10 protein-coding genes are annotated in these 13,607 nt (G+C 69.8%); 7 read left to right on the top strand and 3 right to left on the bottom strand.

The annotated features are described in order from the left end of the window. Positions 1–54: 54 nt before the first annotated feature. The 7 genes from KF889_27260 (at position 55) to KF889_27230 (ending at position 10,119) form a co-directional block, all read left to right on the top strand. A complete protein-coding gene (locus tag KF889_27260) occupies positions 55–2,268 on the top strand; it encodes a polysaccharide biosynthesis tyrosine autokinase (protein MBX3503159.1) in 2,214 nt (737 codons plus the stop codon). Then, positions 2,265–3,497 carry a glycosyltransferase gene (locus tag KF889_27255; GenBank protein MBX3503158.1) on the top strand — a complete coding sequence of 411 codons (1,233 nt, stop codon included), beginning with the start codon at positions 2,265–2,267 and terminating at the stop codon, positions 3,495–3,497. The genes KF889_27260 and KF889_27255 overlap by 4 nt, the downstream gene beginning before the upstream one ends. Further along, entirely contained in the window at positions 3,475–4,704 is a 1,230-nt protein-coding gene (locus KF889_27250) for a glycosyltransferase (protein ID MBX3503157.1), read from the top strand. The genes KF889_27255 and KF889_27250 overlap by 23 nt, the downstream gene beginning before the upstream one ends. A 99-nt stretch (positions 4,705–4,803) precedes the next feature. Beyond that, positions 4,804–6,291 carry an undecaprenyl-phosphate glucose phosphotransferase gene (locus KF889_27245; GenBank protein ID MBX3503156.1) on the top strand — a complete coding sequence of 496 codons (1,488 nt, stop codon included), beginning with the start codon at positions 4,804–4,806 and terminating at the stop codon, positions 6,289–6,291. Continuing rightward, entirely contained in the window at positions 6,281–7,492 is a 1,212-nt protein-coding gene (locus KF889_27240) for a glycosyltransferase (GenBank protein MBX3503155.1), read from the top strand. Before KF889_27245 ends, KF889_27240 begins: the two co-directional genes overlap by 11 nt. Positions 7,493–7,495: 3 nt before the next feature. Then, positions 7,496–8,848, top strand: a complete 1,353-nt coding sequence (locus tag KF889_27235; protein ID MBX3503154.1) for a hypothetical protein — start codon at positions 7,496–7,498, stop codon at positions 8,846–8,848. Beyond that, positions 8,848–10,119 carry a right-handed parallel beta-helix repeat-containing protein gene (locus KF889_27230; GenBank protein MBX3503153.1) on the top strand — a complete coding sequence of 424 codons (1,272 nt, stop codon included), beginning with the start codon at positions 8,848–8,850 and terminating at the stop codon, positions 10,117–10,119. Before KF889_27235 ends, KF889_27230 begins: the two co-directional genes overlap by 1 nt. On the opposite strand, the gene KF889_27225 is transcribed toward KF889_27230, so the two are convergent. Genes KF889_27225 through gmd form a run of 3 tightly spaced genes read right to left on the bottom strand, consistent with a single transcriptional unit; the run spans position 10,067 to position 13,599 of the window. After that, a complete protein-coding gene (locus KF889_27225; GenBank protein MBX3503152.1) occupies positions 10,067–11,614 on the bottom strand; it encodes a lipopolysaccharide biosynthesis protein in 1,548 nt (515 codons plus the stop codon). The two genes, KF889_27230 and KF889_27225, sit on opposite strands and share 53 nt — an antisense overlap. Next, complete coding sequence (locus KF889_27220) at positions 11,574–12,545, bottom strand: GDP-L-fucose synthase (GenBank protein ID MBX3503151.1); 972 nt, start codon at positions 12,543–12,545, stop codon at positions 11,574–11,576. Before KF889_27220 ends, KF889_27225 begins: the two co-directional genes overlap by 41 nt. Continuing rightward, positions 12,511–13,599: a GDP-mannose 4,6-dehydratase gene (gmd, locus tag KF889_27215; GenBank protein MBX3503150.1), complete on the bottom strand. Its 1,089-nt coding sequence runs from the start codon at positions 13,597–13,599 to the stop codon at positions 12,511–12,513. The genes KF889_27220 and gmd overlap by 35 nt, the downstream gene beginning before the upstream one ends. Between the last annotated feature and the right edge of the window lie 8 nt (positions 13,600–13,607).

The following is a 13,607-nucleotide window of genomic DNA, read 5'->3' as shown; positions in this document are numbered from 1 at the left end:
CGCTTCCAGCTACGCGAGTATCAGCCGAGACGTCGCACGCTCGCGGTTGATCCAGTGCAGCTGGCGGCACCCGAGAAGGACGAGGGTCTGCTCGAAACGCTGCGGCGCCTGTGGCGCCAGCGGCGGATCGTGCTGGCCTGCGCGTTCGTCTTCGCCGCGGCCACCACGGCGGTCGCGCTGTCCCTGCCCTCGCGCTACGTCGCCGAGGCGCGAGTCCTGGTCGGCATCCAGGGCCCTCGCGCCTTCAACATCGAAGCGGCCGTCAACGACGTCAGCCCCGATGCCGAGCGTGTGCAGAACGAAGGCTTCATCCTGCAGTCGCGCATCCTCGCCAAGCAGGTGATCGAGCGACTGAGGCTGCGCGAGAATCCGGAGTTCAACCCGCCGCCCCGCCAGCCAGCGGCATGGACCCGCGTGCTCGATCCGGCCCGGTACCTGCCGGACGACTGGATGGAGTGGCTCGACGAGCGGCGGCCAAAGCCGGCTCCGACCGCGCCCGATCCGGCGGCGGCGGCGGCCGCCGCCGAGAACCGCATAATCGACATCCTGCTGTCGCGGGTCGACGTCTCGACCCTGGGCCGCTCCCACGTGCTGAGCGTCAGGGCCGAGTCGGAGAACCCGGCGACCGCCGCGTCGCTCGCCAATGTGCTCGCCGAGGTCTACCTCGAGACCCAGCGTCAGGAGAAGATCGCCTCCATGGGCCGCGTCGAGCAGTTCCTGATGAATCGCATCACCGAGCTGCGCGAGCAGGTGCGCCGTTCCGACGAGGCGGTCGAGGACTATCGGCGCGAGCACGGCCTGTACAAGAGCGCTTCGAGCGGCAGCGTCACCGCCCAGCAGCTCAGCGAACTCAACACGCAGCTGCTCGCGGCGCAGACCGCGAAGGTCGAGGCCGAGGCCCGGCTGCGCGAAGCCAGGGAACTGACCCGCGGCGGCCAGGACCACGACAGCGTGCCCGACGTGCTGCGCTCGCCGCTGATCGCCTCGCTCAAGCAGGCTCAGGCCGCCGCCGAGCGCAAGGCGGCCGAGCTGTCGGCCTCCTACGGCGAGCGTCACCCGATGATGCGCAGCGCGCGCGCCGACGCCGCCAATATCGCCGCCCGCGTCAGGGCCGAGATCGCCAAGACCATCGACGGCCTGGCGCGCGAGGCCAGGCAGACCGCGGCGCGCTACGAATCGCTGAACCAGAACTTCGAGCGCCTGAAGAAGACGATGGGCACCGTGAACAACGCCTCGATCCAGCTCGAGGCGCTGGAGCGCGACGCCGCGGTCAACCGCAGCCTGCTTGAGGCCATGCTGCAGCGGGCCAAGCAGGCGATCGGCATCGAGGACTTCCAGCAGGCCAATGCCAAGCTGGTGTCGCCCGCCAGCCCGCCGGTGGCGCCGAGCTATCCGCCCAAGATGCTGATCGTCTTCGTCGGCACGCTCGCCGGCCTGATGGCCGGTGCAGCCATCGCGCTGCTGCGCGAAGGGAGTGACCGCACCTTCCGCCGGGCCGACCAGGTCGTCAGCACGACCGGCCTGCCCGTGATGTCGGTTGTGCCGCATCTGGCCGGCCGCACGCCGGCGCCGGTTCACGTTCTGCGCCAGCCGGTTTCCGCCTTCAGCGAGGCGCTGCGCCGCCTCCATATCGGGCTCGAGTTGTCGGAGGCCGCCGAGTCGCCCAGGACCGTGCTGTTCAGCTCGGCGGCGCCGGCCGAGGGCAAGTCGGTCATGGTGGCCTCGCTCGGCCGGCTCATGGCGAGCAACGGCAAGCGCGTGCTGCTGATCGACTGCGACTGGCGGTGCCCGCGCCTGCACCAGACCTTCCGCTGCTCCAACCGCGTCGGGCTGGCCAACGTGCTGGGAGACAAGGACACGGTTCTCACCGACGCCATCCACCACGACACGCTGTCGGGCGTCGACGTCATGCCGGCGGGCAACTGGAATCCCCGCCAATCGCACCTGATCAGCTCGGATCGCATGCGCCACATGCTGGCGGCGCTCGAGCCGGACTACGACTCGATCATCCTCGACACGCCGCCGGTGCTGGTTGGCGCCGAGGTGTTGGCGCTGTCGCGGCTGGTCAGCAAGGTGGTGTTCGTCGTGCGCTGGGGCCACACGCGCCGCGAGGCGGTGCTCGAGGCGATCAAGCAGATCTTCGAGGCGCAGGGCGACGTCGCCGGCGTCGTGCTCTCGCGAGTCGTCGCCAAGCAGTACCGGCAGTATGCGTACGGCACGCCGCTCTACGACTACCCGCGCCCGGCGACCATGGCGAGGATCGCGTGACGACCAGCATGGTCTCGCCGTCGCCGGTCCTGTTCGTCACGCGCTACTATCGACCCGAGCTGATCGGTTCGGCGCCGTTCACTGCGGACATGGCCGAGTTCCTCGCCGGCACCGGTCGCGACGTCACCGTCGTCACCGGGTTGCCGCACTATCCGATGGCCGAGGTGTTTCCCGACTATCGCGATGGCGTTCGCCTGCGCGAGGAGTTCAATGGCGTACGGGTCGAGCGCGTGCCGAGCGGCACACCGCGTCGCCCGTCGGCTGCCGCGCGCATCGCCAACGAGGTCGGGTTCCTGCTGCGCGGCCTGGGCTCGCTGGCCATCGGCCGCTTCGATCGCCATCGCGTGGTGCTGGCGCTCTGCCCCTCGGTGCTCGGCGTGGCGCTGGGCGTCGCCGCGCGAAGCCGAGGCGGCGTCTGCGTCGCCATCGTGCACGACATCCAGTCCGGGCTGGCCGCCGGCCTCGGCATGGTCAAGGGCGGCGGACTCGCCGGCCTGATGCGTGCCTGCGAGCGTCTGGTGCTCAACCGCGTCGACCTGGTCGTGGTGCTGTCGCAGGAGATGGGCGATCACCTGCGCCGCATCGGCGTCACTGCGCCGATCGAGGTCGTGCCCCTGTGGGTCGACACCGATCGCGTGCGACCAGCCGGGCCGCCGGCCCCCGGGCCGGTCAGGATTCTCTACAGCGGCAATTTCGGCCGCAAGCAGGGCCTGGGCCAGGTCATCGCCCTTGCCGAGCTGCTGATGATTCGCCGACCCGACATCGAGGTCGTGCTGCGTGGCAGCGGCAGCCAGATCGGTGCGCTGGCCGGTGAGGTCGAAAGGCTGGGCCTGCACAACATCCGGCTCTCCGAGCTGCAGCCGGACGAGTCCCTCGGCCCGGCGCTGGCCACCGGAGACGTGCATCTGGTGCCGCAGAACCCCGACGCCGCGGCGTTCGCGGTGCCTTCGAAGGCGTTCAACATCATGGCGGTGGGGCGGCCCTTCGTCGCCACGGCGCTGCCCGGAACGGTGCTGTGGCGCCTGCGGGAAGCCACCGGGGCATTTCTTTGCGTGCCGCCCAACGATCCCGAGGCCTTCGCCGCAGCCGTGCTGCGCCTGGCGGACGACCCCGGCTTGCGCGACGAGCTCGGCCGACGCGGTCGACGCTTTGTCGAGCGCCATTGCGCCAAGCCCAAGGTACTGGGCGATTTCGTGAGCCGCCTCGATGCCCTCTCCGCCGGCACATGAGGAGAAAATTCTCGTCCTGGAGCCCGACAGCGAGGGGCATTCCCAGGAGTGGCTGCGCCATCTGATCGACTTCGTGGCGGCCGGAGAATTGCACCGGCTCGAGATCGTCGCGCCCGCGTCGCTCTGCGACGCCCTGCGCCCCGCCCTGGTGAATGGCGCCCACCGCCGCATCGCGCTCTCGCCGCTGTCGCCCGCCGAGCACCGCATGTGCACGCATCGGCGGCTGGTGGCTTCCGGCTTCGCGCGCTGGTGGGTGATGCGCCGGCATCTGCGGCGCAGCGGCGCGCGAAGCGGCTTCTTCCTGTCGATCGATCATCTGTCGCTGCCGCTGGCCTTCGGCCTGGGCGCCAGTGGTGCCCGGCTGTCGGGCATCCTCTTCCGCCCCTCGGTGCACTACGGGGTCCTCGGCGCCTACGAACCCACACGGGCCGAACGCTTGCGCGACCTGCGCAAGGCGCTGCTCTACCGCCTGATGCTGCGCAACCCGGCGGTGGACTCGGTCCTGTCGCTCGATCCGTACTTCCCGGGCTACGCCATGTCGCACTATGCCGGTGGCGAGAAAGTGCGGGCGCTGCCCGACCCGGCGCACGCCGCGAGCCAGCCTGCCGGCACCGAGCAGTTTGCCGGATATGCACCAGCCGGGCGCATCGGCCTTCTGCTGTTCGGCTATCTCGCGCGGCGCAAGGGGCCACTCGAGCTGCTCGAGGCGTTGGGACGCCTCCGGCCGCAGACCGCCGCGCGCGTGGCCGTCATGCTCGCCGGCCGGGTCGATCCGCCGATTGGCCAGGAGCTCGAGGCGCGCCGCCAGGCACTGGCCCACGCGCAACCCTCGCTCTGGCTGCAGATCGCCGACCGTCGTCTCGACAGCGCCGAGATCGATTCCCTGATCCAGAGGAGTGGCGTCGTGCTCGCGCCCTACCAGCGCTTCGTCGGCTCCAGCGGCGTGCTGCTGTGGGCGGCGCGCGCCGGCCGTCCCGTCCTGACCCAGGATTTCGGGCTGATCGGCCGGCTGACCCGCGACCATGGCCTTGGTCTCGTCACCGACTCCACCGATCCCGCCTGCCTTGCTTTCGCCATCGAGCACATCGTCGAGAGCGGCGGGCGGGAGCTGTTCGATGTCGCGGGCGCCCGGCGTTTCGTCGCCTCGCATACGCCCGAGCACTTCGCGGCGATGGTGATGAGCGGCGCTCGACTCGCCTCACATTGATCACAAGACCCCGCCGGATCGATATGGAGAATCTCCCGCGTCGCGGCGTTCTTACCCCGGGACCGCAAACCCCGGACCGCAGACGAGGAGCACAGCACCATGCAGAACAGCGTCGCGCGTCGCGCGCGGATCGCCGAGCAGTTCGACGATCACGCGACGGAGCAGCTCGAGGAAACCTTCACCGGCAGCAGAGCCGTGTCGGAGGCGATCGTGCGACGCATCGTCGGCGTCCTCGACGGCATCTCGGTGTTCGCCGCCGGCGCCGTGGCCACGCACTGGGCGTCAGGCGGGCTCGACTGGCGCATGCTGGCGCTGGCCGTCCCGCTCGGCACCCTGCTCGCGATCAATTTCCTGCACCTGCTCGGCGCCTATGGCTTCGACCGCTTCGCGCGTCTTGAGGACGGCGTGTCACGCGTCCTTGCGGCCTGGCTGCTGGCGCTCGGCACGCTTGGTGTCGTGGCCTACTTCGCCACGCCGATCGGATTGGCGGGCGGGAGCTGGCTGACCCTGTGGTTCACCGGAGGCTTGAGCCTGCTGCTGCCGATCCGGCTGGTGCTGTTTCACCTGGTGCGCAAATGGCGGCGCGAGGGACGACTGGGCGAGCTGGTCGCCATCGTAGGCGCCGGACCGATCGCCCAGCGGCTGCTGCGCCGGCTCAATGCCTCCGGTGGCCCGGCGATGCGCATCGTCGGCGTTTACGACGACGACGCCGCGTCGCTGCCGCGGCGCTGCATGGGCCATCCGATCCGCGGCACCGTCGAGGACCTGGTGAGGGAGGCGCGGCAACTGGGCATCGGCACGGTGATCGTCGCCATGCCGCTGGCGGTCGACCGCGCGCTGACCGACACGATGAACAAGCTTGCCCTGCTGCCGGTCGACGTGCGGCTGTGCCCCGACGCCTTCGGGCTGGGCCTCGGCCAGGTCGAGGTCAGCCACCTCGGCGGGCTGACCTTCCTCAACGTCATCGATCGGCCGCTGCGCGACTGGCAGTGGATCGCCAAGGAGATCGAGGACCGCGTTCTGGCGGCCGTCATTCTTGTCCTGATCTCGCCGCTGATGCTGGCCGTCGCGGCGCTGATCAAGCTCGACAGCCCCGGCCCGGTGTTCTTCCGCCAGAAGCGCTACGGCTTCAACAACCGGCTGATCGAGATCTGGAAGTTCCGCACCATGCATCACGCCGCGCGGGACGATGACGCCGAGCAGCTCACCCGTCGCAACGATCCGCGCATCACGCGCATCGGTGCCTTCCTGCGCCGCACCAGCATCGACGAGCTGCCGCAGTTCATCAACGTGCTCCGCGGCGACATGTCGATCGTCGGGCCGCGTCCGCATGCGCCGCGAGCCAAGGCGGGCACGCTGCTCTACACCGACGCCATTCGCTACTACGACGCGCGCCATCGCGTGAAGCCGGGCATCACCGGCTGGGCCCAGGTGAACGGCTGGCGCGGCGAGACCGACACGGTCGAGCAGATCCGCAAGCGCGTGGAGCACGACCTGCACTACATCGACAACTGGTCGATACGGCTCGACCTCAAGATCATCGCCCGCACCGCGCTGGGCGGGTTCACGGGGCACCATGCGTTCTGACCGGCACAACGGGCGCGCGCCGCGGTGCCTGTGGCTGACGCTGTCCGATCCGGAGCCGCGCCACAACGGGCAGTACGTCTATTCCGGCGGCCTGATCGATGCCGTCATAGAGGCCGGCGCCGAGGTCGAGGTGCTCGGCCTGGCGCGGCCGGAATCGCGGCGCAGCAACGGATGGCGCGAACCGCACGTCGTCTGGTGGTTGGCGGACAACCCACCGCTGCCGCGCTGGGCGAGCCTGCTGTCGCGCCTGCCGCACATGGCGCACCGCTGCTCCAACGCCAGCGCGCGCGCCACCCTCGACAGCCTGCTGGCGCGCGACGGCTGGGACGGCATCGTCTTCGACAGCATCTCCTGCGCCTGGGCGCTGCCGCGCGTCCTGCAACGCTACGCCGACCGCGCCGACCGGCCGACGCTGCTCTACATCTCGCACAATCACGAGGAGAGCCTGCGCAGCCGGATCGCCGACGGCCAGGGGCATTTCCTCAAGCGGCAGGCGAGCAGGCTCGACGCCTACAAGGTGTCGCGGCTCGAGCGCCACCTCGTCGACGCCGTCGACGTCGTGACGGCGATCACGCCGGAGGATCTGGCGCTCTATCGCCGGCGCTCCGAGGACAAGCCGATGGAGGTGCTGACACCGGGCTACCACGGCCGGCGCGTCGCCTCCCGGCGGGTAACCGACCGACTGCCGCGCCGGGCCGTGATCGTCGGCAGCTTCGACTGGGTCGCGAAGCGCATGAACCTCGAGGAGTTCGTCCGCGTCGCCGATCCGCTGTTCGCCACCGCCGGCATCGAGCTTCAGGCGGTGGGAAGCGCCGAGGAATCGTTTCTCGAGGGACTGAGGCGGACGGCGAAGGCCAGCACCTTCACCGGCACGGTCGATGACGTAACCGGCTACCTGAACGACGCACGCGTGGCCATCGTGCCCGAGCGCAACGGCGGCGGCTTCAAGCTCAAGCTGCTCGAGTACGTCTTCAACCGCATCCCCATCTTCGGCCTGGCCGGAGCCTTCGCCGGCATTCCCCTGCGGCATGGCGAGAGCGCGATGGTGTTCCCGGACCACGGCGCGCTGGCCCGCGGCGTGCTCGAGATGATCGACGACTTCGACCTGCTCAACCGGTTGCAGGAGCGCGCCTACGAAGCCTGTCGCGACCGCTTCGACTGGTCGACGCGCGGCCGCCAGATCCTGGCGGCGATCGGCTGAGCCATGGCCGCGACCGGCGCCGTCCGATCGCTCGACTGGATCGACACGACCCTGATCGTGATCTTTCTCGCCGGGCTGTATCTCGGCGTGTCGCTGCCGATCACCTCGAAGATCCCGCTGACCTGCGCGCCCTCGGGCTTCGCCGGCATGGCCATGCTCTGGCGCCGGCGCGACGAGATCGGCCCGACGCACCTCGTCGGGCTCTTCCTCGTGGTCGCCCTCTATCTCGGCTCGATCTTCACGGCGACGGATTTCGGCTTTCTCGGCAAGCGCTCCACCGGGCTGCTGCAGCTCGTCTACTCGCTGGTGATCGGCTACGCCCTCTTCCTGACGATGGCGCGGGGCGAGCGAGGGCAGATCGCCATGATCCTGCTGGGCTTCTGCCTCTTCATCATCGTCGGCTGCCTGCTCGAGACCCATGGCGGGCTGCGGCCGGTCAGCAACGCGGTGCGCGAGAGGATCTTCGACGCGGCCCACGTCTACGACGCCGATCTGCGCGACGAGATCCTTTACGGCAAGGTCAGGCCCAAGCTGTTCACCTCCGAGCCGTCGGCCGTGACGTTCGGCTTCACGCTCTTCGCCTCGCTCTGGCTGGTGACCAGCCCGTGGCGCTACAAGCTGCTGATCTACGCCGGGCTGATCGGTGCCGCGCTGCTCACGATGCCGGGCCCCACCCTGGTGCTGATGCTGCTGCTGGCGATCCCCTACTTCATCTTCCTGGCGGGAACGGCCGACGGTGCGCGGCGCGGCTCGGCGGCGACGCGCCTGATCGGCGCGATCGCGCTGTCGGCGGTCGTGCTGGGCGTCGCGGTCTGGGTCGGCAGCATATTCTTCGCCGAGCGCCTGAATGAGCTGGCAAGCGGCAGGGACGCCAGCTTCTTCTATCGCTTCACGGGGCCGATGCTGGTGGCCTTCGAGATGTTCGACAAGCATCCGTGGGCGGGAGCCGGGCTGACCGGCGAACCGTACATCGCCCACGACGTGGTCACCGTCTACATGAACGCGCCCGGATTCCAGTCGGCCTGGAGAATTCCGAAGATCGGCGACGTGCTGACCAACTACTTCTGGCTGCACTGGATCTACCTCGGCCTGGTCTGGGGCTGCGTCATCATCGTCGGCATCTCGCTCTGGCTCCGGATCCTGGGCGTGCCCAGCGTGCTGTACTGCTGGGCCTGCTGGACGATCCTCGGCCAGGCCTCCGGCGCCTATGTCGGGCCCAAGACCTGGGCCGTGCTCTTCACCGCCGCGGCCGCCTCGATCCTCGTGACACGCCCGAGCGGCCAGCCGCGGCAGCCGGTCGAGATGCCGACCTACTCGACCGGCACGCTCGTCCGATCGCGCAGGCGGGCCGCGTGATGGGCGACACGGCGGGACGGCGCGGATGGCTGGCGGGCGCCGGGCTGGCGCTGTCCGCGCTGCCGGTGGCCGCGCTCGCCCAGCAGCCGGCGCAGCGCCAGGCGCCGCCGACGCGCCAGATGCTGTCGGCGGCGTCGTTCGGCGCGATCGGCGACGGCACGGCCGACGATACCGCCGCGCTGCAGGCGGCGCTCGACGCCAGCTTCGCGCCCGGCGGACCGGGCTTTCTGGTCATTCCGCCCGGCACGTATCGCGTCAGCCGCACGCTGCGCATCCACACGCCGCAAGGCGAACGCGGCCACCTGACCCGCAATCACGGCATCAGCGGCCACGGCGCGCGCCTCCTGTCGACGATTGCCGGCGGCGGCAACGTGCTGGAGTTCATCAGCAACGCTACCGTGCGCTTCCTGCTGATCGAGGGTCTCGACATCCTGGGCCGCGGCCGCGAGGGCGACGGCATCCGGCTCGAGTGCGAGCACAAGGAGCACTACCTCTACAATCTGTGCCTGCGCGACGTGACGGTGCAGGGCTGCGGCGGCGACGGATGCCGCATGCTCGGCAACGTCTTCGAGGGCCAGCTGATCAACTGCTATTTCCGCGACAACAAGCGCAACGGCGTCACGTTCGGCCACGGCATGCGCGCCGGCATCCTCTCGGCGATCCACGCCTTCGGCTGCGTCTTCGGACAGAACGACCAGTACGGCGTCGCCATGGTCAATGGCTGCTACGATGTCGGCTTCCACGGCTGCTACTTCCTGCTCAATGGCAAGTACGGCCTGGTGGCGGAGAACGGCTGCACCCTGCTCGCCAATTGCGGCTTCGAGAACAACCACGAAGCGGCGGCGAGCTTCGAGGCCGGCAACGCCGGCATGATGCTGCAGGGTTTCGCCACGCTGATCGGCTGCACCGCCTACTCCATGTTCAAGCAGCAGCGCCTGCTGCGCGCTTATGTCGTGGGCCAGCTGGTGATGATCGGCTGTTCCGGCAGCGGCGGCGGGCGCGCCAAGGGGGCCGGCCTGGCGCGCATCGGCGGCGAGAGGAAGGCGCGCGCCACCATCATCGGCGCCAGCGGCGCGATCGAGTACGTCAACGGCTTCGAGGCCCTGGAGATCGGCGGCGCAACGGGCGGTATCGCCTTCGGGGCCGGCTGGAACAGCCCGAACCAGGCGCGGCTGGGCGACTACCGCCTCTGGGTCGACCGGCGCGGCCGCCTGCGCCTCAAGAAGGGCGCGCCGTCGGACGACGAGGACGGAACGCCGGTGGGCGGCTGACCAGGGAGAGCAGCTCGCGCCGGATCTCGCCGAACGCCAGCACGGTCAGTCCCATCGCCCCGAGCCCGCTCAGCGCCGCCAGCGTCAGGCTGACGGCGCTGAGCGTCGCGTCCGGCAGGCAGAAGCGGCGCAGCGCCCAGACCGCGGCGGCGCTCAGCACGGCCGCGGCGACCGCCGGCAGCACCGCGCTGTAGACGTCGCGTTGACGCACAGGGCCGCGTCGCGTCGACAGCCAGAACGCCATCGGCGTGCGCACGGTGAGACCCACCACGGCGATCGCCGCCGCCACGCCGACCGCACCCGACACCAGGCCAAGCAGGATCGAGACGAGGCACAGCGCCGAGTCGATCAGCGTGGCGCGCAGCATTTCTCCGGTGCGCTCCTGGGTGAGGTACAGCAGGGACACGGCCATCACCACCGGCAGGTAGGTTGCCGAGACGGCGAACCACTGCACCAGCGGTACCGCCTGGGTCCAGGCCGGTCCGAACAGGATCTGCACCACCCAGTCGGCCGTGACGCAGACCATGGCGAAGGGCGGCATGGTGAGCAGGGCGAGCTTCTGCAGCAGCTGCCGGCAGGCGCGGCGATAGGAGTCGGGGTGCGCCGCGAGGCGGCTGAGTGCCGGCATGCCGACCGCGTAGACCGGCGCGTTGATGCTGTTGATGGGCAGCAGCAGCAAGCGCGTGGTGCGTTCGTAGAGGCCCAGGACGGCCGGCCCCCACAACCAGCCGATCAGGACCTGATCGACGCTGCGCGTGAGCGCGGCGGCCAGGCCGCTGCCGGTCACCTGCGCGCCGTAGCGCAGCAGCCCGCCCAGCCCGGCGGCCTGCGCCGGGCGGCCCGGCCGCCAGCGACAGACGAGCCAGCTGCCCGCCATCAGCACACCGGGCGTCACGAGGCGCTGCGCCACCAGCGCCCACAACCCCGCGCCGGCGAACGCCAGCGCGATCGCGGCGGCGAAGCCCGCCAGATCGGCGGCGACCTCGATCGCGGCGATGGCGCCGAAGCGCATCTGCCGGCGCAGCAATGCCCAGTGCTGCACCGTGAGCCCGCTCAGCACGAAGGCCAGCGCCAGCCATTGCGTCACCGGCGCGACCGTGGGCTCGCCGTAGAAGCGCGCGAGCGCCGGCGCACCGAGGAACAGCGCCAGCGCCAGCAGGCAGCCGGCGCCGGCGTTGATCCAGAACAGGGTCGAGATCTGCGGGTCGGTGAGATCGTCCTTCTGGATCGTTGCCGACGACAGGCCGAGATCCTTGGCGAGATCGAGCACGACGCCCAGCGCCGCGACCATCGCCAGCACGCCGAAGGCCGAAGGCGGCAGCAGGCGGGCCAGGATGACGATGGCGCCGGCCTGCAGCAGCACCCTCAGCACCTGCGCCGCCATCATCACCGTCCCGCCGCGGCGCGAGCGCCTGCCGAGATCGGGAACGAGGTGGTCGGTCGCGAGCTCGCCGTCAGGCGACGGCCGGCCGCCGCTCGCGGGCGATGTGGTCAATATACCACCGATAGGTTTGCTCGAGCCCGTCGCGCAGCGGCGTTTGCGCCCGCCAGCCCATCGCGGTCAATCGCGAGACGTCCATCACCTTGCGCGGCGTGCCGTCCGGGCGACTGGTATCGAACCGCAGCTCACCGCGGAAGCCGACGACGTCGCAGATCATCTCCGCCAGGTCGGCGATCGGCAGGTCGGTGCCGGTGCCGATGTTGATCAGCGGCTCGTCCGAGTAGTGTCGCATCAGGAAGACCAGCCCGTCGGCGAGATCGTCGACATACATGAACTCGCGCAGCGCGCGGCCCGTGCCCCACACCTCGAGGCTCGGCGCGTGCCGCGACCTGGCGTCATGCGCCTTGGCGATGAGCGCCGGCACGACGTGGCTGCCCAGCAGGTCGAAATTGTCGCCGGGGCCGTAAAGGTTGGTCGGCATAGCCGAGACGAAGTCGCAGCCATGCTGGCGGCGATAGGCCTGGCACAGCTTGATCGCGGCGATCTTGGCGACGGCGTACCACTGGTTGGTCGGTTCCAGCGGCCCCGACAGCATCGCATCCTCGGTGATCGGCTGCGGCGCCATGCGCGGATAGATGCAGGACGAGCCCAGCATCATCAGCTTCTCGACGCCGTGGCGGCGCGACGCCTCGACCACGTTGGCGGCGATCATCAGGTTGTCGTAGATGAAGTCCGCCGGCCGGGTGTCGTTGGCGTGGATGCCGCCGACCCGCGCCGCCGCCATGAAGACCGCCTGCGGCCTGGCCCCGCGCATCCAGCGATCGAGCTGCTCCGGGGCGCGCAGGTCGACCTGCGCGCGCGGCGCCGTCACGATCTCGCATTCCTCCTGGCGCAGCCGGCGGAGCAGAGCGCCGCCGACCAGGCCGCGGTGGCCGGCGACCCAGACGCGCTTATTGCGCAGCGTATAGGAGGCGGAGGTGGTCATCGTTGTCTCCGGCTTCACGAAGGAGGGCGCGATCGGCCTCGACCATCTCGGCGACGAGGTCGCGGAAGCTCGTGCGGTGACGCCAGCCCAGCCGCGCATGCGCCTTGGACGGGTCGCCGAGCAGCAGGTCGACCTCGGTCGGCCGGCGATAGCTCGAATCGAGCGCCACCAGGACGTCGCCGCTGCGCCGGCAGCAGCCGGTCTCCTCGCCGTCGTTGCCGCGCCAGTCGATGGGCCGGCCGATCTGCTCGAAGGCAAGCTCGACGAACTCGCGCACGGTGTGCGCCTCGCCGGTGGCCAGCACGTAGTCGTCGGGCTTGTCCTGCTGCAGGATGCACCACATGCCCTCGACATAGTCGCGCGCATGGCCCCAGTCGCGCCGTGCATCGAGATTGCCGAGGTACAGCCTTTCCTGCAGGCCGCGCTCGATCGCCGCCACCGCGCGGCTGATCTTGCGGGTGACGAAGGTCTCGCCGCGGATCGGCGATTCATGGTTGAACAGGATGCCGTTCGAGGCGTGCATGCCGTAGGCCTCGCGGTAGTTCACCGTGATCCAGTAGGCATAGAGCTTGGCCGCTGCGTAGGGACTGCGCGGATAGAACGGCGTGACCTCGCGCTGCGGCGTTTCCTGCACCTTGCCGAACAGCTCCGAGGTCGAGGCCTGATAGAAGCGCACGCGGTCTTCCATCTTCAGGATGCGGATCGCCTCCAGGACGCGCAGCGTGCCGAGGGCATCGGTGTTGGCGGTGTATTCCGGGGTCTCGAAGCTCACCTGCACGTGGCTCTGCGCCGCGAGATTGTAGATCTCGGTCGGCCGCGTCTCGTTGATCAGGCGCAGCAGGTTGGTCGAGTCGGTCATGTCGCCGTAGTGCAGGAACAGCCGCACGTCGGCCTCGTGGCGATCGCGATAGAGGTAGTCGATCCGGTCCGTGTTCAGCGCCGAGGTGCGCCGCTTGACGCCGTGCACGACGTAGCCGCGCGACAGCAGAAAGTCGGCGAGATAGGCGCCGTCCTGTCCGGTGATCCCGGTGATCAGGGCGATCTTGTCGGCCATACGGAAAC

It is taken from the genome of Alphaproteobacteria bacterium, from assembly GCA_019635875.1.
Classification (GTDB): Bacteria; Pseudomonadota; Alphaproteobacteria; order Reyranellales; family Reyranellaceae; genus JAFAZJ01.
Note: the sequence above shows the minus strand (reverse complement) of the source record. Positions and strands in the feature narration are given on the sequence as shown.

Excerpts from the sequence above, each read along its gene's own strand:
- KF889_27250 (MBX3503157.1), top strand. The coding sequence starts at position 3,475 with ATGCCCTCTCCGCCGGCACATGAGGAGAAAATTCTCGTCCTGGAGCCC.
- KF889_27245 (MBX3503156.1), top strand. The coding sequence starts at position 4,804 with ATGCAGAACAGCGTCGCGCGTCGCGCGCGGATCGCCGAGCAGTTCGAC.
- KF889_27240 (MBX3503155.1), top strand. The coding sequence starts at position 6,281 with ATGCGTTCTGACCGGCACAACGGGCGCGCGCCGCGGTGCCTGTGGCTG.
- KF889_27235 (MBX3503154.1), top strand. The coding sequence starts at position 7,496 with ATGGCCGCGACCGGCGCCGTCCGATCGCTCGACTGGATCGACACGACC.
- KF889_27230 (MBX3503153.1), top strand. The coding sequence starts at position 8,848 with ATGGGCGACACGGCGGGACGGCGCGGATGGCTGGCGGGCGCCGGGCTG.
- KF889_27220 (MBX3503151.1), bottom strand. The coding sequence starts at position 12,545 with ATGACCACCTCCGCCTCCTATACGCTGCGCAATAAGCGCGTCTGGGTC.
- gmd (MBX3503150.1), bottom strand. The coding sequence starts at position 13,599 with ATGGCCGACAAGATCGCCCTGATCACCGGGATCACCGGACAGGACGGC.